The sequence below is a fragment of the Pseudomonas sp. PB120 genome (assembly GCF_009761815.1).
Classification (GTDB): Bacteria; Pseudomonadota; Gammaproteobacteria; order Pseudomonadales; family Pseudomonadaceae; genus Aquipseudomonas.
Genome location: NZ_RWIN01000028.1, coordinates 81,716 through 105,507, shown reverse-complemented (window position 1 = coordinate 105,507; position 23,792 = coordinate 81,716). Strand labels below are relative to the sequence as shown.

General features: G+C 56.8%; 11 protein-coding genes and 1 pseudogene. 10 read left to right on the top strand and 2 right to left on the bottom strand.

What is annotated here, in order from left to right; genetic code table 11:
- Positions 1-264: 264 nt before the first annotated feature.
- The 9 genes from EJA72_RS04495 (at position 265) to EJA72_RS04455 (ending at position 16,540) form a co-directional block, all read left to right on the top strand.
- Entirely contained in the window at positions 265-1,704 is a 1,440-nt protein-coding gene (locus EJA72_RS04495; RefSeq protein WP_157710319.1) for a site-specific integrase, read from the top strand.
- Between the two features lie 90 nt (positions 1,705-1,794).
- Positions 1,795-2,229 carry a hypothetical protein gene (locus tag EJA72_RS04490; RefSeq protein ID WP_157710318.1) on the top strand — a complete coding sequence of 145 codons (435 nt, stop codon included), beginning with the start codon at positions 1,795-1,797 and terminating at the stop codon, positions 2,227-2,229.
- A gap of 174 nt (positions 2,230-2,403) precedes the next feature.
- The gene (locus EJA72_RS04485) at positions 2,404-2,604 is read left to right on the top strand and encodes an AlpA family transcriptional regulator (protein ID WP_157710317.1); all 201 of its coding nucleotides are present in this window, start codon (positions 2,404-2,406) and stop codon (positions 2,602-2,604) included.
- Positions 2,605-2,607: 3 nt separating this feature from the next.
- Complete coding sequence (locus EJA72_RS04480) at positions 2,608-2,979, top strand: hypothetical protein (protein WP_157710316.1); 372 nt, start codon at positions 2,608-2,610, stop codon at positions 2,977-2,979.
- A 2-nt stretch (positions 2,980-2,981) separates the two neighbouring features.
- A complete protein-coding gene (locus EJA72_RS04475; RefSeq protein WP_157710315.1) occupies positions 2,982-5,789 on the top strand; it encodes a DUF927 domain-containing protein in 2,808 nt (935 codons plus the stop codon).
- A 590-nt stretch (positions 5,790-6,379) separates the two neighbouring features.
- Positions 6,380-8,212: an AAA family ATPase gene (locus tag EJA72_RS04470; protein WP_157710314.1), complete on the top strand. Its 1,833-nt coding sequence runs from the start codon at positions 6,380-6,382 to the stop codon at positions 8,210-8,212.
- A gap of 2 nt (positions 8,213-8,214) precedes the next feature.
- Entirely contained in the window at positions 8,215-8,859 is a 645-nt protein-coding gene (locus EJA72_RS04465) for a 4Fe-4S cluster-binding domain-containing protein (RefSeq protein ID WP_157710313.1), read from the top strand.
- 14 nt (positions 8,860-8,873) lie between these two features.
- Positions 8,874-15,185, top strand: coding sequence for an AAA domain-containing protein (locus EJA72_RS04460; RefSeq protein WP_157710312.1), 6,312 nt, complete (start codon positions 8,874-8,876; stop codon positions 15,183-15,185).
- Positions 15,182-16,540 carry a hypothetical protein gene (locus EJA72_RS04455; RefSeq protein WP_157710311.1) on the top strand — a complete coding sequence of 453 codons (1,359 nt, stop codon included), beginning with the start codon at positions 15,182-15,184 and terminating at the stop codon, positions 16,538-16,540. Before EJA72_RS04460 ends, EJA72_RS04455 begins: the two co-directional genes overlap by 4 nt.
- Before the next feature lie 211 nt (positions 16,541-16,751).
- On the opposite strand, the gene EJA72_RS04450 is transcribed toward EJA72_RS04455, so the two are convergent.
- A complete protein-coding gene (locus EJA72_RS04450; protein WP_157710310.1) occupies positions 16,752-21,896 on the bottom strand; it encodes a RecQ family ATP-dependent DNA helicase in 5,145 nt (1,714 codons plus the stop codon).
- Between the two features lie 85 nt (positions 21,897-21,981).
- On the opposite strand from EJA72_RS04450, the pseudogene EJA72_RS04445 reads away from it, so the two are divergent.
- Positions 21,982-22,846: pseudogene (locus tag EJA72_RS04445) on the top strand (transposase); the annotation flags it as partial.
- A 307-nt stretch (positions 22,847-23,153) separates the two neighbouring features.
- Here EJA72_RS04445 and EJA72_RS04440 read toward each other — a convergent pair.
- Positions 23,154-23,744 carry a hypothetical protein gene (locus EJA72_RS04440; RefSeq protein ID WP_157710309.1) on the bottom strand — a complete coding sequence of 197 codons (591 nt, stop codon included), beginning with the start codon at positions 23,742-23,744 and terminating at the stop codon, positions 23,154-23,156.
- Positions 23,745-23,792 lie beyond the last annotated feature (48 nt).

The following is a 23,792-nucleotide window of genomic DNA, read 5'->3' as shown; positions in this document are numbered from 1 at the left end:
GCGTAGACATGAAAAAGCCCAACCTGAAAAGGTTGGGCTAAATCACTAAAAAATATGGTCGGGACGGAGTGATTCGAACACTCGACCCCTAGCACCCCATGCCATTATTTTATGGACATCAGTGGACGAATAGAGACGTCAAAAGACGGCTAGCACCTAGATAAACAAAGGGCTTCAGACTAGAATTCACGTCTACGAAGATCCACGAACGCCTACTGACAGCCGGCGTTTCTGTTTACCCCTTTGTTTACCCCTGAGACCAGCATGACCAGATACCCCAAAGCCGGCAAAGGCGGAGAGTGGAAAGTTAAAGAACTGCAAGCTATCCCTGCTGACTGGAAAGGCGACACCATCAGTGACGGAGGTGGGCTATCCGGCGAGGTACGCGTAAAAGCGGACGGCTCTATCAGCATCCGCTTTAAATATGCATTCCGCTGGAATGGCAAGGTGGCGTGGCATCAATGCGGGACATTCCCTGACACCGGGATTGCCAACATTCGGGCCGAACGCGACCGGGCACGCCAGAAAGTAGCCGAAGGTATCAATCCCTCCGATGAGAAAAAGGCCGACAGGATTAAAAAGCAGGCAGCCAACGAAGCTGTCATTGCTGAGGCCGAGCGTAAGGCCACCGAAAATTTAACAGTAGCCGACCTCTTTGAAGAGTGGATTAAGGATGGTGTCGCCCGACAGGACGGCAATGCAGAGTTAAAGCGCAGCTTTGGTAAGAACGTGATGCCCGCCATCGGCAAAAAGGCCCTGCGAGATTTGACTGAGAAGGACTTACTAGACGTACTACGAACTTTACGAGCACGTGGCCTGAACCGGGCAGTCGTCATACTGAACAATGACATGGGACAAATGCTGCGTTGGGCAGAAAAACGGAAGCCTTGGCGCGGCTTGATGATAGACGGCAATCCCGCCGACTTGGTGGAAGTGGAAAAGCTTCTGGATCACGATTATCAGGAACAGCGCGATCGCGTCTTATCTCCGGATGAAATTCGCGAACTGCGTGACATATTCGAACGCATGGACCATGAGTATGATGCCCTGCCTGCTGGCCAAAAATATTCCGGCATCCGCTCCCTGGAGAAAAAAGCCCAGCTCGCAATATGGGTATGCTTGAGCACCCTCTGCCGTATTGGCGAACTACTCAAGGCCGAATGGCACCACGTCGATCTCGCCAAAGGTACTTGGTTTCTTCCAGCAGAGAACACCAAAGGGCATCGCGGAAAGCGACAAGACCATCACATCTTTCTGTCGTCCTTCGCCTTGCGTCAGCTTAAGGAGTTGCACACACTCACTGGCACCACATCCTATCTTTTCCCTGCAACCAACAATACCGGCCACGTCGATCTCAAAAGTATCTCCAAACGTGTAGGCGACCGGCAGGTGCAGTTCAAGAATCGCAACAAGCCACTCGCAGGACGCCGCCATGACAACACGCTGGTATTGAGCAATGGCACCAATGGCGAATGGACACCGCACGACCTAAGGCGCACGGGCGCCACGATGATGCAGGAGCTTGGCGTCAACTTGGATATTATCGACCGTTGCCAGAATCACCTGCTGGGTGGGGCAAAGGTACGCCGGCACTACTTGCACCACGATTATGCAAAGGAAAAGGCCGAAGCGTGGCGCCTTCTGGGTGAGCGAATCGAGGCGATCTTAAATGCCGCAATTGTGATTCCAATCAAACGTGTCTGACCGCGCCACAAGGGGCGCCTCATCCACCCGCTTCCACCCGCTTCCGAGCAGGTTGCTAAACTGATCAAGACGATTATGTGGAGCGTTGTGATGAAAAGGTCTGAGCGCAAAATTTTTTTGGAGCTTTACAAGGCATTCCGAACCAATGAGCCAATGAGCCCCGAGGGAATGGAGGCCGCTGATCGGCTAGCGAATGAACTATTGAAAGTGAAGCCCGTTGGCCACCCTCGACTGCTAACCAATGATTGGCGCCAAAAACCGGCGTTCTTTGCCGCTCTAGAGGTTGAAGCCAAAGTGCGGGATGGTGAAACCTATACTCAAGCCACGGCTATGGTTGAAAGCATGCATCCCGCTGTCTCGCGCACCATTGAGCGATACAGGCAGAGAGGAAAGACTCTACACCTCATGGTTGGCCAGCCGATGTCTTCCTGGAAGACACTTGCAAATGTCCTTCCGGGGGATTCCCATCCTTTTCCCAGCCTGCCACCTCGAAAGATGAAGCTTCGCAGCGACCACACAAATTAGGCTCCCAATCAATTTCGCTGCCAAATGGAAAATTTTTCGATTGAAACATAGCTAAACCACCAAGTGCACCGACATCAATTAAGCCCTAATTGATGTCGGTGCCAAGCAGCAAATATGTGTATTGAATACATAGCCAGACCCACTAAGCGCTACTAAGCGCAAAAGGAACTGGCCATGTCTGCAACCATCACCTCCCCCTCTCGCCGCATCCTGCGACTGCCCGAAGTTATGGCATCCGTTGGCTTTGGCCGCGCTCATATCTACAACTTGATCGCAATGGGACACTTCCCCAAGGCCAAACGCATCGGCGTTAGGGCCGTAGGCTGGGACTCGCGGGAAATTGAAACCTGGATCGCACAACACCTGGAGGGCTGAAAAATGTCCCACCAACAAAGTACCCAGGAGAAGACCGACGCCCGCGGAAAATCGAGGATTCAGTGCTCTCGCCAATCCTACATCGACGAACTAATCGACATTATCGAGCAGAGCGACGACCAGTCGAAGCAATTGGCGGATGCGGTGCTGAAGCTCTATCAACTGATCGAGAAAGCCGCTGTGTTGTTGTTCGTAGAGCATTCTGACACTACAGTCGGCTATGCCTTTCTCGACGCTGTTGAAGCACTGACCGCACTACCATCTTTCACGGTCGACACCCCGACCTATCAGCAAGCCCGACATAGCGCTCGCGTATTTGCCGGACTTTTGAAAAACGGTCGTATTCGTATTAAAACCCGCAGAGATAGGGGCTGACCATGGAGACGGCCCACACTCAAATAGCGGACCTAAAGTCGCGAGTATTACTCGCAGAGCTAATCGGTGAATCGGTCCAGCTAACGAAACAGGGGGACGAGCACAAAGGCCTCTGTCCATTCCATGATGAAAAGACCCCCTCGTTCAGCATCTATACCGACGAACACGGCGTTGAGCGCTACAAGTGTTTTGGCTGTGGTGTAAATGGCGACCATCTCGATTGGTTAACCCATTTGGGCATGGACCTCCCCACAGCCCTCCAACACCTACGCCTACGTGCGGGCGACTCGCCGCCGATCTCCAAGCCGAATGGCAAGGCAAGCAATTGGCAGGCGGGGCCACCGCCGACCAACCAGATACCGCCATCCAAACTGTACAGCGCCAAAGCCAAATGCGTACTGCCTGTGGTAACGGCGTGGCCTTACCGCGACGAATACGGTGTCCTGATTGGCTACGTGTGTCGGCTGGAACATGAGGGGAACAAAGAGATTATTCCGGTGCAGTGGGCTAGCGATGGCCGCTGGCGGCAACGCGCCTTTTCGGAGCCCCGCCCATTATACGGCGTCGAGTTGCTGACACAGTACCCCAAAACGAAGGTGCTGCTGGTCGAGGGCGAGAAAGCCGCCGACGCCGCCCGGCGCCTGCTAGTAGCGTTAAACATTGTGGTCGTAACCTGGGCCGGAGGCTGCCATGCCTTCCATAAAACCGACTTGCAGCCGCTCTCGGCGCGCGAGGTGGTGTGCTGGCCGGATCATGACGAACCGGGCGAGTCTGCCATGCTGGCTATCGCCGATAAGCTGGTAAAACTCGGCACACGGGTGCGAATTGTCAAACCCGATCAAAACTGGCCTGCGGGCTATGACTTGGCAGATCTCGAAACGAACGGCTGGACGGGTAAACAGGTACGCAAGTACCTACAGGACAACCTGTACGAACCGTCTGAGATGAGAACATCAGATTCAAAAAACACGAAAACCCACTCAGCAATTAAAAAGCAGGGGGAACCAAGAGAACCGAGGGGGAATGCCTGCAGTGACGGGGCTTTCACTGGTTCCCTCAATCAAGAAGCGAAGGGAACTGAGGGAACCGATACGCGGGAGCGGCCCTACTATCAGGTTTATGACGAGCCGTTCGAGAAGCTGCGTGCAGGGGTATATCTGCACGGCCAACGCCATGGTAAAGGGCGAGACGCGCCGGTTATCGAGTTCGATCTGTGGATCTGTTCGCCGCTGCACGTGATGGCCATCACCTCAAGGGATGGTGCCGACTTCGGGCGTCTGCTGCGATTTCAAAATACCTTGGGAAATTGGCGTGACTGGGCTATGCCGATGCACCTGCTCAAGGGCAGCGGCGAAGATCTGCGCGGCGAACTACTCAACATGGGAGTAGAAATCGATCCCGACACTGCCAGAGTGCTAAACCGATATTTACAGAGCCAGCACCCAGAGCGTCGGATGATCGCGGCCGCCTCTACCGGCTGGCACAACGATCATCTGTTCATCATGCCAAAGCAGAACATCGGCGAGGGTGAGGCCATCTATCAGAGCGAGTCTGCGAATCTCGACGATTATCGTCAGGGAGGAACCATAAAAGGCTGGCAAGACGAAATTGGTAAGCGCTGTGCAGATAATCCAATCTTGATGCTGGCGGTCTGCACGGCACTGGCTGGCCCGTTGTTGTTTCATTTGCAACGCGATGGTAGAGGTTTCCATTTATACGGCGACAGTTCCAAAGGCAAGTCCGCTGCTGTTCAAGCAGGTGCATCGGTATGGGGCCATGGCAAAGAATTCATGCGGTCGTGGCGTACCACCAGCAATGGCCTCGAAGGTGTGGCTGACCTGCACAATGACACTCTGCTGGCCTTGGACGAGATTGGCGAAGCTGACCCGAAGGAGATCGGCTCAACGGTCTACTGCGTTTCCAATGGTGTTGGTAGGGCCAGAGCAACGCGCACGGGTTCCGCGCGTAAAAATCGGCGTTGGCGGCTGATGTTGCTTTCATCCGGCGAGCTGACGTTGTCTCAGCACATGGCTGAGGCAGGCAAGCATAGCCGGGCAGGCCAGGAGCTGCGCATGCTCAATGTGCGTGCTGACCAGTTCGAGTTCGGTGCATGGGCAGAATTACATGATTTGCCTGGAGGGCGGGAGTTCGCCGACGCCATTCTCAGCGCCAGCGTGACGCACTACGGACATGCCGGACCGGAGTTTGTTACCAAACTGCTGGAATGCAGTGAAATTCACGAGTTGCCCGCAACGCTGGTGGAGTCGCGTCGATTGTTCCCGACCGTTAATGGGCAGGAAGGTCGAGCAGCAGAGCATTTCGCAATTGTGACAATGGCTGGTGAGCTGGCTAGTACCTGGGGAATATTGCCTGTACCCGAAGGTTCAGTCCGTGATGCCATGTTGGTGCTGTACCATGACTGGCGCAGCAACCAGGGTAAGTATTTAAGCGAGAATGCCAAAATACTAACCAACATTCGCAACTTCCTATCCCGCTATGGGGAGGCAATGTTTTCGAAGCTGCATGATAAATCATCCCTGCCCCTTCGAGATCGCGCTGGCTGGTGGAAGACGGAACACACACCGATAGGAGACCGACGCGTTTGGCTGTTCACCAGTGAAGCACTATGCCGCGCAACGGGGGGATACGACATAAACCGCATCATCAGTTCGTTAAACGCAGCAGGCTGGATCACTGAGCGCAGTGGCGGTAAGAACGCGAAGCGGGTAGGTATAGATGGAGAAAAGATGTGGCTTTACCACCTCGTCCTAACGGATGAAGATGTGACTACGTCGGACGGGGCGGAGTAAAATGGCCGAATCGCTGAAACTGGCTTGGCGTCTAACTGCAGTAGCGGTTCCCCCAGTTCCCCAGCAAGCAAAACAGAGGGAACCGATAGAGCCCACCAGCTTCTGGTGGTTCCCTTGCTTCCCTCGGTTCCCCCGAAAAAATATGTAGTTGATGAAACGAATTTACTTGCCGCCCCCTCCGGCAACGATACGTTCGGTTATCGAGCAACGCGCCCATAACACCGCCGCCACCGCTTCACCTGAGTGGCGCCAAGCCCGTGATTTGTACATAGACCACCTGATGATTTGCCGAAGCTGCTTTGCGCTGACAGGCCACTACTGCTCCACGGGTGCTGCGCTGCGCGCCCAATATAGCGCCACAGCAGTCGCCTCTATCGAAACCTCCCCTGGCAGCAGTTGAAGAGTCTAGCGGAAGGTTAAATTCGCTTTGAGAAACGCTTGGAGCAACCAGTTAAGGGGCATTGACCAGGCGTTTACCTAAGACCAACACATCTACCACTATTTCTGACAGACCTTTCGTAGCGATGGACTGGAAAATGCTCGCATTGGGCAATACCCTGCGTGTATCTACCAACGTTACGAGCTGAAACATGTCAGGGAATAAGATGTTTGAAAGCCCACGTTGGCTGCGTGACCTTCTGCGCTTCTTGCCGCTGAAGAGCCAGTTCGTTCTGTCAGGCAACATCCGCGACCTGCAGGCCAGTGAAGTGGCGCCTGGCACGGTAACCGCGCAGAGCTTCAACCAGACTCTCTGCAATGCCTTGCTCAATGCAGGGTATGCCCATGTACTCGCCTGGGACCCGGTATCCGGCTTCCAAGCGATCAGCATCCCTGGCACTGACCCGACGGCCGGCCATACACTGATGCAGGAACTCGGGTTGACCCCAGTTGACGGTATCGCGCCAGCAGGAGTTGACCTACTCGGCGCCACTTTACCGCGCTTGATTGGCCGTGCCGGTGAGCCCATCGCGTTGTTGATCGACTTCGCCTCGCGCTTGGTAGTGCGCAACGACTCACTTACCGCTGTCGAACATCAAATGTTCACTCAGGCTCTGGTGCTGTCCCATCAGGCTCGCAGCCGTCCAGCCACGGAGTTGCGCAGACCGTTCTTCAACACCCTTCTCTGGCTGGTAGAAAAGGAAGGTGATCTGCCCGATTGGTTGCTGATCGATAATCCCCGCATGCGCCACATCCCTGTTTCCAAACCCGACCAACTGGCGCGTCGTGCACTGGCACCAGCCCTACTCAAAGGGCTCAATGGTAACCAGGGTGCCAACGAAGAGGCCACTCGCCAGGCCGTGGACGTATTCGTACAGAACACCGAAGGGCTGCTGTTGCTCGACCTCAGTGCCATCGCGCAACTGGCACGGGTCGAGGGCGTGGCCATGGAGCAGATCGCCGATGCTGTACGCCGCTACAAGATCGGTGTCACAGAGGATCCTTGGCTAAAAATCGACCGTCAGCGCATCCGCCAGGCTGACGCCATCGTCCACCAGCGGATTAAAGGCCAGCAGCACGCCGTCACTCACATGCTCGACATCGTCAAACGAGCGATGACCGGCGTCGGAGCCGGCCGCAAAGGCAATCGGCCCCGGGGCGTTGCCTTCCTCGCCGGCCCGACCGGGGTGGGCAAGACCGAATTGGCTAAAACCGTCACCAGCCTGCTATTCGGCGACGAAAGCGCCTACATTCGCTTCGACATGTCTGAGTTCAGTGCCGAGCATGCCGATCAACGCTTGATTGGCGCACCGCCTGGCTACGTGGGTTATGACGTCGGCGGCGAACTAACTAATGCGATCCGCGAGAAACCGTTCAGTGTGGTGCTTTTCGATGAAATCGAAAAAGCCCACCCGCGCATCCTTGACAAATTCCTGCAGATCCTCGACGACGGCGTGCTCACCTCCGGCCGAGGGGATCGGGTGTACTTCTCCGAAGCACTGATCGTGTTCACCTCCAACCTGGGCATCTACCGCTATGGCGACAATGGCGAACGGGTCGCCAATGTCCTACCAGGTGAAGCCTTCGAGCAGGTCCAGAGCAAGGTGCGCAGTGAAATCGACCGGCATTTCAAGCTGGTTCTGAACCGTCCGGAGATTCTCAATCGCATCGGTGAGAACATCATTGTCTTCGACTTTATTCGTGAAGACATCGCCGTGCAGATCTTCGACCAGATGGTCAACACCACTTTCAGCGACCTAGAGGCGCAGGACCTCTTCATCGAATTGACAATCCAGGCGCGCCAGACCTTGCAAGGACTATGCTTGCACGACCTGTCCAACGGTGGCCGAGGCATCCGCAATCAGTTGGAGGCAAATCTGCTTAACCCATTGTCACGAGCTCTGTTCGACCAGGATGCGCGACCAGGCGAACATTTTAGGATCACCGAGTTGAGCAATCGCGGACTGACAATGGAACGTTACTGAACATGGAGCTGAGCCTGTCGCGCGTGCACTTTCCGGTTACTACCCTCGGTCCAGGTCGACGCTTGGGCATTTGGTTCCAAGGCTGCAGCATCCGCTGCCCTGGCTGTATCTCTGCCGACACATGGGGGGCAGGACATCTCCGTTTGTCGACGGAGAAACTGCTTGAACAGATTACGCCCTGGCTGCGCGAGGCAGAGGGCATCACGATTTCCGGCGGTGAACCATTCGACCAGTTCGACGCTCTGCTCCGCCTGCTCCAAGGCCTGCGTCGTCTTAGCCAAGCTGATATCTTGGTCTACAGCGGCTACCCCCTCGAAAAGCTCGACGCAAAACTGCGCCAGGCCAACGGCCTGATCGACGCCTTGATCAGTGATCCCTATGACGAAACACTCAGCCAATCCATGGCCCTGCGTGGCAGTGACAACCAACGCCTTAGCCTGCTCACCCCAATAGGCCGGACGCGCCTGGGCAACTACGATCGCCCACTCGAGCCCGCCGACAAGGCGCTCGACTTGATGTTCGACGAAACGGGCAGCGTGTGGATGGCCGGAATACCCCGGCGCGGTGACCTGTTGCGATTGCGCGATCTACTGCAGGACCAGGGCCACCATTTACAGATCAGCGCACACGCAGCACGACGCCGCTGAGTGGAGTACACCCCATGATACGTTTCTGCCCCAATTGCAAAACTGAGCGCTCTCTCCATGAGATGTTTTGCGAGGGGTCTATCCGGGACCAGCCCTGCGGATGGGACCTCGCCGGTGAGCCCATCCACCCTGATGGATGGCGCCCCCAGGCTATCGTCACCCAGGAGAGCATCGTCGATGTTAGCCCGGCACAGGACAACGTCCCTGCTTTAGTTTGCGAAAACGGTCACCAAATGGACGATGGCGACCTGATGTGCCTCGAATGTGGTGGGACACTTGCGCAAGCTGTGGCGCCCTCCGTCTCTGAGTTAGAAATCGGCGAGCCAGAGGCCACCACTGAAACTCTAATTGATGGTTGGCGCCTGATCCGACAGATCAGCAATACCGATGGCGTGCATGCACGATACCTCGCCAAACACGACGAAACCGCGCAGCAAGCAGTGCTAACCCTATATCGACAGGGTGCCGAACCGGATCCGGCAATCTACGACGTGATCCGCCGTCTGCCGCGCGAACATGTCCCTGAGATCATCTCTACTGGTCGCTGGGATGACCGCGCCTTCGAGGTCATCGAAGAACTCAACGGCGGTACTCTTTTAGACCTTGGCAACGTGATTCGCGATAGCGAAAGCGTTCGCTACGTGGTCAGTGAACTGGGCCAGGCACTGCATGCTTTCAACGAGGCAGGTCTGCGTCACCGTGACCTGCGCCCAGCCAGTCTACTGGTACGCTCCCGCGACCCGTTAGATCTGGTGATCAGCGGCTTCGGTTCAGCACGCCTATCGGAGTTCGACTTAGATATTGTGTCGCCATTAGAAACCAGTCGATACACGGCGCCCGAGGCCATCGCTGGAGGTGTTGCTGCGGCATCTGACTGGTGGAGCCTGGGCATGATCCTGCTCGAGCAACTAACCGAGGGTGCCTGCTTTAATGGCATTAATGCCAATGCCTTCCTTATCCACGTGCTGGCCAACGGCGTGCCCATCCCTGACGACCTCGACCCGCAACTGAATCTGCTACTGCGTGGTCTGCTGGCACGCGACCGCCACCAACGCTGGCAATGGCGACAAGTTGAGGAGTGGCTCAACGGCATTGCGGTCGAGGCACCCGCCTCCTCCGTCCAACAGAATGACGGCGGCGAAGGCGCCACACTGCAGTTGGGTCCACGGTCTTACCACAAACCTGGTGTATTCGCCCTGGCAGCGGCACAGGCGGACAACTGGCAACAGGCCCTGGACCATCTGATACGCGGTGTGATCGTGACTTGGGCGGAGCAGGTCGGCCTAGCTCCATCCTTGATCGCAAGCTTGCGACAGATCGTCCTGCACGAGAGCATCGAAGATGACTTCCGTCTCATGCTGGCACTGAAGGCTCTCAACCCGGAAATCCCCTTGATCCATCGCGGCGACATTGTCACCCCGGGATGGCTGCTGGACCACCCACTGGAAGGCTATCGTCTGATCAGCGGTTCAGTCCCAGACCTGCTCGATCAACTACAGACTGACCATTGGTTGTCGCGCCTGAAGACCCGCGGGGAGAGCGTCCGCCAGCGAGCCCTACATCAACACATCGAGTTGGTCGAGGAGACGCTGCGGATTTACCTGTTGTCGACATCGCGCGCCAAGCTGGCGACAGAGTGGCAGGAACGTCAACGACTGCTTCCAGACACCGATCACCCGGGACTTATGTCTTTGTCAGAACGCCGAGTGATCGCTGAAGAAGATCTGATCGTGTTGCTTAGTGCCGCAATCAGCCAATTCCGTTCAGCCGCCTCGATCGTCGAAGAGGCCGCTGAGCTGGCAAGGACTTTCAATGTTGGCTGGTTCGACGCGGAGTCGGCAGCCGAACTGTTACTGCATTCGCGTATGGAGCTGTACCGCAGCGTCGATGAGCGCATCCGCGGCTTTGCTCGCTGCGGTGTACCGACTGTGGACGAGTGGGCCGAGCAATTTCTCCTGGAACGGCGCATGCCCTTGGCTCAGACTTTGGTGCTGCTGGCCATCCCGACGAACCAGTGGCTGGAACCACAGAAGCAGCAATATGTCTCGCAAATCCTCGACTTCTTCGAGAAAAAGGTGGTAACAGCCGTGATGCGCGGCCCCCTGGTGCGCATGAGCATCGGTAAGACTACCGCACGCGTCGACGTCAACGAACTGAACAGTGAACGCAGTCCGGCCACAGCCTTACTCGACCACCTGCTGCAACGCAATGCCAACGCAGTGAACCTCGACCCGGAATGCTTCCAGCTCATCGACCGGCTGGAATCACGCCTGCACGCCTTGTACCGACAGAGCGCGCTATACAAGCGCGACACTGGTATCGATGGCCTGTACCTTGGCTTCCCGTTCCTGCTCAACCGAGATGCACGTGGCACCACGCGTACGCGGATCATCCCGTTGCTGCTGTGGCCAATGAAACTGCTGCTTGAGCTGGGCAGCCGTGGCCATGCCGCACTGGCCTTCGACAGTGAGCGTGAAGAAGTCCGGCTCAACCCCGCCTTGGAAAGCGTGCTTGGTGCCGAAACCTTTAAGCGCTGGCGCAAGACCGCCGACGAACTTCTGGGCCGCTCGTCGATCCGCGCCGCGGATGTAATGGATGCCTTCGGTATGCTCGCCACCATCCGCTCGCGAACGCTCGGCAGCTTGCCGGCCAGTACAGTGGAAATTGCTCCGTACCAAGATGAACTGAGCTGCGCCGCGGTACTGTTTCATGTGACTTTCATGGGGCAAGCCATCGGCGAAGACTTGCGCTTGCTTAAGAACCTGTCGCCTGCCGGCACCGGCCTGGAGACTGCATTGCGCCTCAAAGCCGCCGACGCGGCAGTTCCCGAAGTATCGCCAAACGAGCTGCAACGGTTCTTTACTGTGGCCAGCGACCCTTCGCAGGAGGCAGCGGTGATCCAAGCACGGCAGAGTCCGGGGCTTCTGATCGAGGGGCCGCCAGGCACCGGCAAGAGTCAGACCATCGTCAACATGGTCGCCGACGCCATCGGCCGCCAGCGCAGTTTGCTCGTGGTTTGCCAGAAGCATGCGGCACTAGAAGTGGTGTACAAGCGCCTGGTGGCCGAAGGTCTGGGCCAACGCATCGTCATGCTCAATGACGTCAACCGCGACCGCGAGCCGGTTATCCGTAGTATCCGCGAACAACTGGAAAACTTGTTCACCGATTGCAGTCAGACGCAAGGCTGGCGGCGCCAACGCGAGGAGGTTGCAGCCCGTATCGAAGCCTTGGAGGGCGAACTTGACCGCTTCCACCATAGCCTGCATCGCCTAGATGAACACACCGGCCTCAGTTATCGCCAACTGCTCGGTGAACTGATTGAATTGGAGTCCGGCCCAGCGCCAATCGAGTTCCCGGCCTTGCGTCAACGCTTGGCCCCCCTGGACCCTGCCAGCCTGACCCGCATAGTAGAAAACTGCGCCCCTCTGATACGCTTGTGGTTGCCAGCTCGCTTCGAGGGCAGTCCGTTAGTACAGTTGCAGCCTTTCGCCGCCGACCGCCCAACATTACAAGCCTTCACCGACAACTTGCACAGTTTCACCCAGGCCGAGATCAACCGTCAGGCTACGCTGCAGGCGCGTTCCGCCAGCTTCGAGATCGACGATCCGACGCCGTACCGCAGTTGGATAGCGACCCATGTCGCTACTCTGCTCGGTTTAAATGAAGAACAACGCCTACGCCTGGCACGCTGGCTGCCATTGTTTCGCAGCCGCGAAGCCGGCCAGACGCCAAAAGGTGAGTCGATTCTTGGCGAAATGCTCCAGCTCGACCAGCAGCTCGGTCAACTGGACCAGGACCACTACGCAGCCATCCTGTCGCCAGCCCTCAGCCTGGTCGAGAGCAAGGCGCTCAGGCATCTGGAGCACGACTGCGCCAAGGTAATGTCCACCCGCTCCTGGCTGGCGAACATCAATCCGCTGCATCTGCTGCGGCGCAAGCGCCTGCGCAACTTTCTCCAAGAGCTGGGGCAAAGCCTGGCCGTTGAAGTCCTGCCGATCCTGCACGCCGCCATTTGCCTGGAAATCCAGTGGCGTCCTCTGCGCGCCGAGCTGGCGACACTGCATCAGGCATTAGAGCTGGAGAAAGTAAGTCAGCAAGCTGGCCTAGAACTGATCAGTGCAGTGAAGAGCGACATCCGCAACCTGCTGGAGATCCAGGCTCTGGCCCATGCCATAGCACAATCGCCGCGCCCCCAGGAGGCCGACGAGGCCGTCCTGTCCGGGGACAAGCAACACCTCGAGGCGCTGCTGAACAATCTCGACGCCTCGCTGATGCGCCACAGCGTTCGCCAATCCAGCCTCGACCAGCTCAAGGTGCTCGGCGATTGGCTGGGCAATGACCTGGTTCAACATCTACAACACGCCATCGCGCACAACCTGAATAATCAATTGATACTCGATCGCCTGCATGAGGCGCAGCCCTTCCTCGCCGACTATCAGGCATTTCGCGGCCGCGCTGGCCAACTGGCCGCGCCGGAGCTGGAGTTGCTCGCACTGCTGCGTCAGCGCCAGGAACAACTGGACGGTATTGCACCCGAGCAACTCGAATCCGCCGTGAGGCGCTTGCTTAACCGCGAAGCGCGACTGGGATGGAAACATCGCGTCGAGCAGGCGCACCCCGAACTGCTGCTCAGCCAGGACGAGGCTCGGGCCAAGGTCGCCAGCCTCGCACAAGCCGATGCACAGATGCGCGTGCTTAACCGCGAACTGCTGGCGAACGGCATCGACCTTGCTCGCCTGGGCAATCGCAAGCAGTGGGATGATGTCACCCGCCTGACCGGTAAGCGCTCGCGGCGCCTGCGCGAATTCATCGAACTGGGCAGTAACCTCGGCCTAATGAGCTTGCGCCCTGTGTGGCTGATGAACCCGGACGTGGCCAGCCGCGTGCTGCCCCTCAAGGCTGGCCTGTTCGATACTGTAATCTACGACGAAGCCTCGCAGATGCCCGTGGAGTTCGCCTTGCCGACCCTATTTCGCGGCCAGGTCACAGTGGTCAGTGGCGACGAGAAGCAAATGCCACCGACAGCATTCTTCTCCAGCCGCATCGAAAGCGATGAAGCCGAAGTGTTCGACGGTGACGAGCCTGATCCAGATGCTGACGATGAACAACGCGAAGCTTTCGAAGACACCTGGAACCGTCGCGAAATCAAGGACTGTCCCGACCTGCTGCAATTGGCGCGCAACGCCCTGCCCAACACTACGTTGCAGATCCATTACCGTTCGGCCTACCGTGAGCTGATCGGTTTCTCAAACGCTTCGTTCTACGGTAATCGTCTTAACGTCCCAGTCCGTCATCCGCAGGCGAACATCCTGCGTATCAAGCCGCTGGAGCTGATCCAGGTTAGTGGCCTGTACCAGAACCAGAGCAACGCCGATGAAGCCGAACGGGTCGTCGAATACCTCAACGAACTCTGGCAGCAACCCTATGGCCAGCGGCCTTCGGTAGGTGTGGTCACCTTCAACCGCAAGCAGGCCGAACTGATCGAGGAGCACCTTGAGCAGCGAGCCGAGCAGGACGAGTTGTTCCGTACTGCATACGCCGAGGAGCGCGAGCGCAGCGAGGAAGGCGAGGACATGTCAGTGTTCGTCAAGAACGTAGAAAACGTGCAGGGCGATGAACGTGACATCATCATCTTCTCCTCCACCTTCGGTCGCAACAGCCAGGGAACCTTCCGCCGCAGCTTCGGCGTGCTTGGGCAGACTGGCGGTGAGCGCCGTTTGAATGTGGCTGTGACCCGTGCACGACGCAAGGTGGTAATGATCACCTCGATGCCGATCGCCGATATCTCCGACATGCTCAACACGCATCGCGCGCCCAACAGCCCGCGTGATTACCTGCAAGGCTACTTGGAGTACGCCCGCGTGCTCTCCTCGGGCGATTTCGGTAGCAGTGGCAGGCTGCTCGAGCGTCTGCAGACGGATCGCAACAGCAAGCAACGCGAAAAAGGTCAGCGGCGTGATGGTTTCGTCAGACTGGTCGGCGAGTTCATCCACTCCCTAGGCTGGCAGGCCGCGCCCGCGAACGAGGGCGATGCTTTCGGTCTCGACTTCGCCATCGAGAACGCCAGCACGGGTCTGTACGCCATCGGCATCGAATGCGATGCCCCATGCCACGTGCTGCTCGAACGCGCTCGCGCGCGGGAGATCTGGCGCCCATCCGTGCTTCAACGGGCCATCCCTCATATCCACCGGGTCTCGTCAAAGGCTTGGTATCACAATGGCGAAAGCGAGCGCGTACGTCTGCGTGAAGCCATCGAGCAAGCAATGCAGGCCACGCTTCCGTCGCAACAGACGCCCACTACAACCAATACGGAATCCTGCCAATGAGTGGTCCGAAGGTCGTTCGAATTGTCACCCGCGAAGAAGTCATCGCCATCTGCGAAGGCCACCTGCAACGCCTGGAGTACGCAGTGGCACGTTGGCAGGCGCAAGCCAGCAAGGTCGGGGAGCTAAGCGAACAGGAGTGCGTCGCCACCTTAGCCAGACGCAATCGCCTGAGCGCCTTGCTCGCGCAGGAGCGCTTTGCCGAACTGCAGAAGGCCGTGCCTGTTGAGATCGAGCACCTGCGCCGTGACCTGGAGGATCGCGAAGAACGCGCGATCATTCGCGCCGCCGAGCGACGCCAACGCGAACGACGCCTCCAGGAAAACGCCGCGACCTTACTCAATGCCCTGCAAGCCAATCCCAAAGGCACCGATCAAGCCTTGCTGCATTCACTGTCACGACTAGCCAAAGGCGCCAGCCAGGATGACGGCGAGCGTCTGCTGGCCGAGGGTTTCGCCCAACTGGCCAAGGCCAGCCAGAAAGAATCTCTGAGCGAAGCCCAACGTGCCTTGGCGCAGCAACTCAAAGTCGAGGAACCTAAGCTCTCCTTGGCCAACTGGGCGATGACCCGACAACCAGAGGCATCGCAGGATGTACGCCTGCAACGCATCGACCGGTATATTGTCGAACTGGAATTACTGCAAGGTGCCGACAGTGCCGCTCCCTTTCTCCAGGCACTGGAAAGAGCCGGAGAGGTAACCCAAGCGCAGCGGCATAATCTACTGCTGGACAGCCTTGTACTCGACCTGGCCACAGCCACCCGCGATTTCCATAAAAAACGCGAGTGCCTCGAACAGCTGCAGGGCCTCGCCAGCGAAATCGAAACATGGGCAAGTGCTGAACACACTCCTCTACTAAGTCAGATCTCTACCTGCAACATAGTCACAGACCTCGCGGCGATGGCTGGGCTAAACGAACAATGTAAAGGCCTTATTGCGAACCATTTAAAAGCCCAGGCCGCCCTCGCCCGCCGCGAGGCCGTGCTCGGAGGCCTGGCAAGCCTCGGCTACGAAGTGCGTGAAGGCATGGCTACCGCCTGGGCAGAAACCGGAAAGGTCGTTCTGCGCAAGACCGCTACTCCCGGCTACGGCGTGGAAGTTGGCGGCAAGGCCGACATCGACCGCATGCAAGTTCGGGCAGTCGCCCTCAGCAGCGACCGTGACAAGACCCGAGATCGCGATGTTGAAACCATTTGGTGTGGCGAGTTTCATCGGCTACAGGCGCTGCTGAAAGACAAAGGCTGCGAGTTGCTGATCGAGCGTGCACTGTCGGTAGGTGAGGTCCCGCTCAAAGAATCGAGTATTTCCATGTCCAGCAAAGAAGCAAGCGTTGATCAGCAAAAGACTATTAATCCGTGAGGCATTACAAATGCCTATTCAAATATTCAGACAGTCCGTTTGACGTAGCTGAGCATCGATGTCCTACACCGTTTCGGATCTCAAAACCATAGCGCTCCAAAAAACTTTGTGCAGCCAAGCTGGACGAACTCATCGATAGCAGCCTGAACTGCAGCAAGACTGCGAATCTTGAAGAGTTACGACATGAGTTCCTTCCTTTTCTCAGGTAGCTTCAGGCTTTTGCACCGCTCTTCACGACCCGGCCAGCAATTCTCGGCACGATTAACTCCCACTCTTGCGAACGATGATGGGCTCGGAAGGCCTCTTCACACCGATCAGAATGCCGCACTAAAACAGCTGCCACTTCACAATCCTCAATCTCAAGGTCCAGGTTGAATGACTTTGCTGTACGGCCTACAACCTGACCGTCCGCATCCTGAATCAGATATCTCCCTTCATGAGCCTTGAACGCAAGCGTGTCGCCAGGCTCAAGCGCCGCCAATGTCTTATGTATTGATGCCGTAGGGTTCTGGCGCCCAGCATAATCGAGATCAATATCCTTCAAAGAGAGCTGTAGGAAGCGCTTCTCCAGCTCTGCGAGGAATTCACCTTGGAAGACGCGCCCCATGACCTCCTCGGTAAGCTGGCGGCTGAAGGGATTGCCCCCAGCGAATTCACACATGGTCAGAGTTTGCTCGGCGCGGGTCATGCCCACGTAGTAAAGTCGGCGTTCATCGCAAAGAGTTTCCGGCTGAGTGGACCAGCCGCCATCAAGCACTACAACGTGGCGGAACTCCAATCCTTTGGCAGAATGGATAGTGCCTAGGTAAAGTCCATTCCTGGGTTGTTGGCGTAGCTCCCGGAAATAGTCGTAGAGCCAATCGATCAGCGTCTGGGCGCTCAGAGGGCATTGTCCAAACTCTGCTGTGAGCTGTTCAAAGGCGGTGGCCAATATGCCGTGCCAATCCGGCGCGAGCTGCCTTTCGCTCATGCATGCCCATGCCTCGGAAGCACTCAGCGGCTCGGTAATCCCGCGTAGTATTTCAACAGCCTGCACGAAGCCGCGCTGAGCGGTCAAAGGCAAGACACCTTCCTTGTCAGCAGCAAGGCAATACGGAACGCCATGAGCTTCACACCAGGCCTGAAGGGGCAGCAGGTACTGGTGAGTACGGGCCAACACCGCGCAGCCCTGCCAATCCTCGGTGTCCAAACTGAGCAAACGCTGCAGCTCAGACATCGCAGCTTGGGCCTGCAGGTTCGCCCTCGTGTCGCCCTCAGCCTCTATCCTCAGGCGAACCACGCGTCCTGCCCGCTCAAGGTCCAGGGTCTCCCAATCGCCGCCCTTCGGCCGTGCGCGGCGAACAGTGTCGATCTGAATCGGGTGATCCTTTTTGAGCCGATCGGGGTTGCGGCCAATGACGCTGTTGGCCGCATCGATGATGCAGCCGCTGGAGCGGTAATTGTCGACCAGATAGTTCTTTGTGGCCGAGTAATCCTCGCGAAAGCGCTCTATGTATCGATTATTGGTATCACGCCAGGCGTAGATGTTCTGGTCATCGTCACCTACCGCCAAAATGCACAAACGTCCTTCCTCTTCGGACTTGCGCCCGGCCAATGCACTCACGAGTCGATACTGCAGGTCGTCGATGTCCTGGTATTCATCGACGAGGATGTAGCGGTAGCCTCGCATCAGTTGCTCGCGTAGATCGTCCTCGCCTTCTACCTGACGCTTGCCCTCAAGCAACTCAACAGCGTCTCCCATCACTTGGGCCAGGCGCCCTTCCTCGACCGTTTCACCTCGCTCGAAGCGGGTACCAGTCAGGCGCATCGCCATGCGGTGATAAGTCATCACGTTGACCCCAAAGGCATCGGGGCCCACCAATTTGAGCAGGCGCTGCTTGATCTCGTTGGCTGCGTGACGGTTGAAAGTCAGAGCCACGATGCAGCGCGCCGGCACGCGCCGAACTCGTAACAGATAAGCGATACGGTGCACGATCACGCGCGTCTTGCCGGAACCTGGACCAGCCAGAATCAGGCGGTTCACGTCATCGTCGTCGGACACAATTACCCGCTGGGCAGCGCTGAGTCTCTCGACGATGCTACGCCAGGACTCTTCACTCGTGGCTAGCTTAAGCACCTCCTCGCGACCTACGAAGTAGCGGCGAATGAACTCCTGTTTAGCTAGCGTGAAATAGTGCTGAACCAGGTCACGGGCCTCTCGCATCGAGCCGAGCCCAACCTCTGCATACTCGCGCATAACGTGAACCTGAATACGTTTTTCTCGGTAATGCTCATCAAGGCGCTGGTACTCATCCTTGAGGTATCCGGAACGTTTTTCCGCGTTGACTTCGATCGTCATAGCGCGACGCATGACTGTCATGCCGTGGTTCAGCGTAAGCACGTCTTGCTTGTGCAGGTACAGCAATACATGCTCAATGGCCTTGCGGCGCTGCGACTCCGGAATTCTGGAGCGCAGCTCTAGATCCAGATCAATCAGGCTCATGAGCTCGCCGAACGTGGTGTCGACCAACAGATCCTTGTTACGTGAGCCCGGCGGTAATTTGCCAATCAGAAACGGGAGAACCACGGCAGCCAAGGCTCGCCTGCGCTCACCCAACCCTTGAATGCCGTTCCAATTGTACCCACCGCGAATACGTAGCTTGAGGAAATCCTGACTGATCTGACGCAGTTCGAAGCTGCTACGCAGTTGACTTTCGCTGTCGTGATCTTGGGCCAGACTGCGCAGCAGTCGAAGGACGTGTAGCGGTATCAGATCTTTGTTGCCGGTGGCTGTTTTGAGCGCCGAGGTCAACAGTGGCACGGTAAGATCCTGCCATTCCCCACTCTCGGCCTCCGGCGCCAATTCCTGCAGCAGGTCGAACAGCGCAGACTCAAGTTTTAAGGTGGCTTGCAGACGTTGGGTGGAAGGGAAAACAACGCCATGCCGGACGTACAAAGTGAGCTTGGAGTCGTTGACTAAAAGTCCCAAGTCCTCCATCTGGCGCAGTGTCGCTGTGACCTCTTCGGACGTGAGGCTGGTCAGTGCCATCAGGGCGTCGGTGTTGATGCGCTCATCAGCACTCGCCTCGTATAGGTAACTCAGAATGGCCTTGAATTCTTCCAGCCGTCTGGCCGGCAGTTTGGCGGTAATCAGACGCTTGTCGGCTTCCTCCTTAGTCAGCTTCAGGCTTGCCGGAAAGATCTGGGTCTGATTCTCCTCCCGCTTTAAAAACTGCCCGCGTTCAAGCCAGGACACGGCCGTGACGACCTTGGTTTCAGCATCGCGTTCTCCGGCCTCAAAGCTGGTCTCGACCTGCTCGTCCATCAATACTTCGCCGGCAGTGATGACGAGCCTGCCGCCCTTGCGTCGGTCGCTCTCCTTGCGTAGTTTGCGCAGGATCTGCTGAATATCACGCAGGGTCAGTTTCGACCCTTCGCACATCCCGAACTGGTTCTCGATATCCTGAGCGTCATACAGGAGCACGCATCGAGCCTGCCCTTGATCGCGCCCAGCGCGCCCAGCTTCCTGCAAGTAGTTCTCCAGCGATCCCGGTATATCAGCATGTACCACCAGGCGAATGTCGGATTTGTCTACGCCCATGCCAAAGGCATTGGTGGCCACGATGATCTTGAGTTCCCCAGCCTTGAAGGCGTCTTGAATGTCCTTCTTCTCGTGTGGCTCCAGCCCAGCGTGAAAATGCTTGCAGGCCCAACCGTGGCCGATCAAAAAATCAGCGAGTTCTTCAGCGCCTTTGCGGCTAGACACGAATATCACCGCGCCACCCTCGTTACGGCCTAGCTCTTCCGCAAGTAGCGCCTGAGTGTGGTGGCGCTTCTCTGAACGGGCACAGGGCAGGACTTCGAAGTGCAGATTGGTACGCTCGTGAGTACCGATGAAGCGCTTAAAGGTGATGCCCAGCTGCTCTTCGAAGTGCCGCTCGATGTCCTCAAGCACGTCAGGCTTGGCAGTAGCCGTAAAGCAGCCAATCGCCGCGAGCTGACCGTCACCGGTGAACTGCTTGATGAAACGCGAGACATAGAGGTAATCCGGGCGAAAATCTGCGCCCCATTTGGACAAGCAATGCGCTTCGTCATAGATCCAGGCGCCGACCTGGCGTTGGGCGATCGCGCGGCGAAAGGCCTTGTTGCGAAACTGCTCGGGCGAGACGAGCAGAATGCCTACATCCCCCAACTGGATTTTCTCCAGCGCCTCGGCCCGTTCAGGCATGGTCAACAGGCCGTTCAAGGTCGCAGCACATTGGACGTTGCGAGCAAGAAGGCCGTCTACCTGATCCTTCATCAGTGACTGCAACGGCGAGATGATGACTGTCAGGCTGCCGTTGCGGTGAAAGCGATTCAGGGCCGGAAGTTGGTAGCACAGGGATTTGCCGCCCCCTGTCGCGAGAATCGCGAGCACGTGCTTGCCCTGCATACCGGCCAGTACCACATCATGCTGTAGGGGGCGCCCGTCGGGCTCAGTCCGAAAATCCTGAATTGGGGCGAAGTATCGCCTGAGCTCGTGGCGGGGGTCATGAGTAGTGCTGCAGTAGCCGCAGTGGCTTTCTCCGCAGGGTACGTCGCGTAGCTCGGCGATCAGCCGACCGACCGCGGGAAATTGGTGGCGCACCCAGGGCGCCAGAACCGAGTTGCCGCCCGAGACGCGCAGCCAGGCCAGCGCATAAGCTAATGGCCAATGCAGGGCACCGTCCATAAGGTCGATTTCCAGTAACTCGTTCAGACGGGTGCTGCAGACCTTGAAAGTACGAGTCAGGGTCGGGTCAGTTTCCCTAAGCAACTCGGGAATCAGATTGCGCAATTCTGGAATGCTACTTGGCTCCTGACCAGTGATCGAGGCGAAGAGCGACCCCAGGTAGCTCTTCGGCGTTGAGGCGAGCAGCGCTTGATAGCAGAGCAGTTCGGTATGGTGCTTAATATTTAGATCTGCGAATGCCTGGTGCTGGTCGTTGAACAGAGTCAGGGTGGAGCGGCAATCGGACAGCGGTGAGTTGAGGCTGTCGCGAATGAGTTTGTAATCTTTGACCAAGCGGTGATACGGGTTCTGCGGAAAAGACAACGGCGATAGGCGTAAGGTGTCGATCACCGGCAGCTGGTGTAAGGCCAGGTGCGCGCCTTGCTCTTGGAGTATCGACAAGTCATGGTCGATGACGTTATGGCCGAGTACGAAGCTGGCGCCCTGCCCTATGCGATCTAGGGCCTCGAGAACTGCGGGCAGGTCCTTGTCGACCTTACATTCGAGCTCCTCTTCAGTGTCGGGACGCATCGCACCAACCATAAAGATGCGGTCTGGTTGATTGGCTTTGCCGGGGACGACTTCCAAGTCAAAAATCAAGCTTTTGGGTTGAGTCGGTGAAACCATCCGAACAGCATCCTTAAAAAAACTTCTGAGCTTGACGCACTTTAACGGCAAATGAGCAGCGCAGATAGGTGCGCGAGGTCGCGGTGATCCGTCCCTGAGCAGCCGCGCCGTGCGTGAGTACCTTGAGGCACTTGATGAGGAGGCTCTGGCCGAAACGCTACCAAAACGCCTGTCGCTGACCGATCCTCAAGCCCGCTGGACCACAGCTCCAGGTGGTCCGGCTTTCTACGCTTACTCCACGAATTATCTGATCGATACCGAGCACGGCGTCATCGTGGATGTGGAACCCACCCGGCTCATCGCACGGCCGAGGTCGAGAGCACCAAGATCATGATCAACTGGGTCGAGGCGCAGTTTGACATCAAGCCGGAACGCCTCATGGGCGACACTGCTTAAGGTACTGCACCAATGCTGGCCTGGATGGTGGAAGAAAAAAACATCGAGCCGCACGTGCCGGTGTGGGACAAAACCGAGCGCAAGAACGACAGTTTTTTCTCGAGCAACGATTTCCACTGGAATGAAGAGGCTGAGGAATACCGCTGCCCGGCCGGCAACGCATTGCGCAGCGAATGGCGAGCCTTCAAGAACGAGCGCTCACACGTCACCAAAGCCAACACCATCATCTTCCGATCCCGGCAGACCGACTGCGTTGCCTGTCCGATGAAAGCCAAGTGCTGCTTGAACACTGCGTTCCGCAGATCGCTCGCAGCGTCCTTGAAGCCGCTCGTGATGTGGCTCGGCGCATCGCCGCGACGCAGGCATATCAGCGCTCTCGCCACGAACGTAAAAAAGTCAAAATGTTGTTTGCCCACCTCAAGCGCATCCTGAAACTGGATCGCCTGCGACTAAGTGGCATGAGTGGCGCTACCGATGAGTTCACGCTAGCCGCCGCGGTGCAGAACCTGCGACGGCTGGCCGAATTTACCTCTCAAGGATCACGGGTCACGGGTCACGGGTCACGGGTCACGGGTCACGGGATAGGTGCGCCTGCACTCAGAAAAAACCTCAAAGTAACCCACTAACCGAGGAGCAACGATCAACGAAGGGCCGAGAAACCACGCAATGTGGTGAGTAGGTTCTCCGCTGGTAGCCGTGCCTGCGTCCGGGCCAGCTGAAAATCCGACTTTTTCAACAGAATCGGCCAGAAGCAGTCGCTCAATTGTACGTATCAAATCAGGGACTATTCACTTCGTGAGTGAAAAGTCCCATCGAAAAGCTTCCGAAACCCAGCAGGCGACTGGTCTCGGTTTTTTTGCGTTATTTTTTGTATTTACGTAGCACGGTTGAAATATTTTCCTCTAGAGCAACAAGGTCAATAGATAACCCAAAAAAACTAGGCTTTAACTCAATCATCTCCTTGTATTTTGGGTAGAAATCTGAAAAGCGCTCTCTTAACCTTGCCAACTCTTGATCTGCTGAAAAATATGAGTCAACCTCTAAGTGACTGGCAATATTTTTCGCTGTTTTGCAGATAATGTGCAAGTTATCAGAGAACCGCAAGTAGTCGGTTTCATATCCATTAAGACCAAGACTTACGAATTGATCACGATGATTAAGCAGCACGTGCTCGTGCCTGTCGCGATCATTATTGCGCAACATCCTTACAATAAACTCTTTAAAGCTAGGTATTTCTCTCAATTCAAGATCATGAAGGCCGCTTGCGCCGCCGGAATGAATTTCGGCGTGATAGTTATGGTACATATCATCACTTATGGTATTTCCATAGGTGCCGTATATTTCATCCGCAATTTCTGACTGGGGTTCAAGAATGGCGCTTGAGTAAACGTATACCGAATCTATTTCGGCTTTTTGTATTTGATCAAAAAGGCTTTGTATTGGACTGCTCATTTTTTACTCAATTATTTGTGTTTCAGTGAGTCGTCCTACTTTCGTAGA